This window comes from Cytobacillus sp. S13-E01 (assembly GCF_029193815.1).
GTDB lineage: Bacteria > Bacillota > Bacilli > Bacillales > Bacillaceae_L > Bacillus_BV.
Map to the genome: position 1 here is coordinate 1 of NZ_JARFVC010000069.1, position 2,930 is coordinate 2,930.

Sequence of the window (2,930 nt, forward strand, 5' to 3'; positions counted from 1 at the left end):
ACCTGAATTATTCACTGCTTTAACCTCAATCAACTCAAAGTGCAATAGTGACAAGCGATTTGGAGAATAATGATTGTCACCCAAAAGGTGAACATCTTTTAACGTGAAAAGGAGCCCCTTTTTTGGTATTGTCATAGTAACGAACCAAAACATACCAAGGGGGCTCCTCTATGACTAGTTTAAACGAACAATCTATGGATTTCAATGGAAGTATTAAGGTCAATTTTAATGGTGGTAACCTTACTAATGATTCTGGGCTTTTACTTTATAAAGAATTTGCTGAAAAAATCGGACTTAGTCAACTGATTCAATCAATGGTGATTTTGAAAGATCCAGTTAATCACGATGTTCATACAAACGATAGTGTTATCATGCAAAAGATTTATCAACATATTGCAGGATACCATGCGGATGATCATGCCGATAGTCTTCGTTATGATCCAGCTTTGACGACCATTTTAGAGAAAGATTACTTGGCTTCTCAACCTACAATGTCCAGAGTAAATCAGCTTTTCGACGTAGAGGCAATGAAGCAACTTCAACATGTAAACGACACTTTGACTGAACGATTTCATAAGTTGGCGTCTCCCGAAGACATTATTCTTGACCTCGACTCCACAAACGCTGCAACTTATGGCAATCAGCATGGCTCTAAATACAATTCACACTACGGTGAAAATGGCTACCATCCTATGCTTATGTTTGATGGATTAACAGGTGACTGCCTTAAGGGTGAACTTCGAGCTGGGTCAGTCTATACTTCCAGACAAGTGGTTCGCTTTGTTGGTCCGACTCTTAAACGCTACAAGACTCTTTATCCCTGGATAAGTCCTGTTATTCGTGGAGATAGCGGTTTCGCTGTACCTGAACTATTTGAATTAGCAGAAACAAAGGAAGCTCTTTATGTGATACGGTTGAAGGCGAATAAGCGTCTCTATGCTAAGGCTGAAGAGATATTAGCCCAAATTCCAGACGATATAATAGAGAAGACATCTGTTTTCTATCGTGAATTTACATATCAAGCAAACAGTTGGACCCAACCCCGACGGGTTGTCGTGAAGATAGAAAGACCGAAGGATGAGCTTCTTTTCCAATTCACCTTTATTGTGACAAACATGAATTTGTCCCCTAAAAACATCACGAAGCTTTATTTCAATCGGGGAACAATGGAAAACTTCATTAAAGAAGGGAAACTAGGATTCGCCTTTGGGAAGATGACAAGTACTGAATTTGAGCGAAATGCATGTAAATTACAAATCGCCATCCTGGCTTATAACCTTCACAATGGCTTTAAAAGATTATGTTTACCAGAAACCAAGAACACAAAACTAATTGATACCGTTCGCTTGCAGCTTATCAAGATTGCAGGAAAATTTGTACGATCAGGTCGTTATCTCACATTTAAGCTATCAAGTCATTGCTTGTATAAGAAAGAGTTCATGGAAACTTTAAGCAGGATCCAGATGCTTCCACGGTTTGGATGATAAAAATAGGAATAAACTGTAAATTCAAAATTGATTTTACATTCCACAGGATAAGTCTGCCCTTTTTGGAATAATTAGGTAAATTATGGATTTTTAAATTTTGTTTTCTCCCATCACCCTTAAAAAACAAAATAATTTATCCATTTAAATGGAAAAATTTCGAAATATTTTCTCGTTGAATCCAAAAAACATCTAAAATCACCTTTTGTGAATAATTCAGGTTATAATGGTCTTACGCTTTTCTTTTAATTAATATTTAGTTAGTATATGCAATAGAAACCTAATACGTAGCTTTATGGTGCTTTTGGAGGGAGGGTTCACTTGGAGACTTTTACAATGAAAGTTATAGCAATCATTGGGCAAATTCCAGCAGGAAAAGTAATGACCTATGGGCAAATTGCTAGATTGGCTGGTAGTCCAAGAGGTGCCAGACAAGTAGTTAAAATCCTTCACTCTATGAGCAAGAAATATAAGCTTCCTTGGCATAGGGTGGTAAATGCTAAAGGAGAAATATCACTAAAAGATGAGGAGTTATTTTACACCCAAAAAGTTTTATTGGAAAATGAAGGCATTCAGTTTATAGATGATGCGGTGAACCTTGCTGTATATCGATATGAACCCATAGTAATAATTTAGACTGAAACTATTAATTGTATTGAACTATAAATTATTTTCAGTTAGAATAGAAAAAATAATGAAATGTTATGATAGGAATCCAGTAGTTACTTATTTCCCTGTTGTAGAGAGCTGATGGTTGGTGAAAATCAGTACAAAAATAAGAGCGAATTACCTCCTTAAACTGTCTTTGTGAACTAAAATATTGATGTTCAGCCTATAGTAGAACATCCTTTACTAGCAAAGAACGGCCGAACCGTTATTCGATTGAGTGGAAGAGAAATCTTCAGGCAAGGGTGGTACCGCGTTAACCACGTCCCTTTTTTAGGGGCGTGGTTTTTATAATTGTTTAGGAAATTATAAAATTGTAAGGTTGTGTATAACATCGAGTCTTTGTCTATCTACGTCCAGCTCCAGGCGCCATCGGACCTGAGGTCATAAGCCTGTCTAGCTCCAGCGCCTAGAAACAAGGAGAAACTTCAACTCCTCCTACAGAAGCAAAGAACGCTTCTTTCGGCGGAGTCTTCGAAGCACACGATGTGCAAGTGTCGACAATGCCACAGGACGTGGCGTTCTTGTCGACCAGTTTTCTCGTTTCTGACCAAGGCGCTTACGCATTTCGGACAATCCGTCCGGAAGGTTAAAGAACAAGCCGGCTTGTCTTATGCTTGTCGCCGATAAGCGGGCGCCTTGCGCTTTTGTTCAAAGATAAGAAAGCATTCCTGTATTAAAGCAAAATGAGATTTGAATAAAATAAGCCTCCTTGGTATGATACAAAGTGTCCAAGCTGATCAGCGCAAAGGACATTTAATAACCAAAGGAGGACATAAA

Annotated in this window: 2 protein-coding genes and 1 other annotated feature; both genes read left to right on the plus strand. The window is 38.1% G+C overall.

The features are described from left to right. The first annotated feature begins 170 nt into the window (after nt 1-170). A complete protein-coding gene (locus PY093_RS21110) occupies nt 171-1,484 on the plus strand; it encodes an IS1380 family transposase (RefSeq protein ID WP_275647547.1) in 1,314 nt (437 codons plus the stop codon). A gap of 336 nt (nt 1,485-1,820) precedes the next feature. After that, entirely contained in the window at nt 1,821-2,120 is a 300-nt protein-coding gene (locus tag PY093_RS21115) for an MGMT family protein (RefSeq protein WP_275647706.1), read from the plus strand. A 59-nt stretch (nt 2,121-2,179) separates the two neighbouring features. Beyond that, nucleotides 2,180-2,423 (plus strand) — a binding site (T-box leader). Nucleotides 2,424-2,930: the final 507 nt, after the last annotated feature.

Coding starts and splice junctions, on each gene's coding strand:
- PY093_RS21110 (WP_275647547.1), top strand. CDS start 171: ATGACTAGTTTAAACGAACAATCTATGGATTTCAATGGAAGTATTAAG.
- PY093_RS21115 (WP_275647706.1), top strand. CDS start 1,821: ATGAAAGTTATAGCAATCATTGGGCAAATTCCAGCAGGAAAAGTAATG.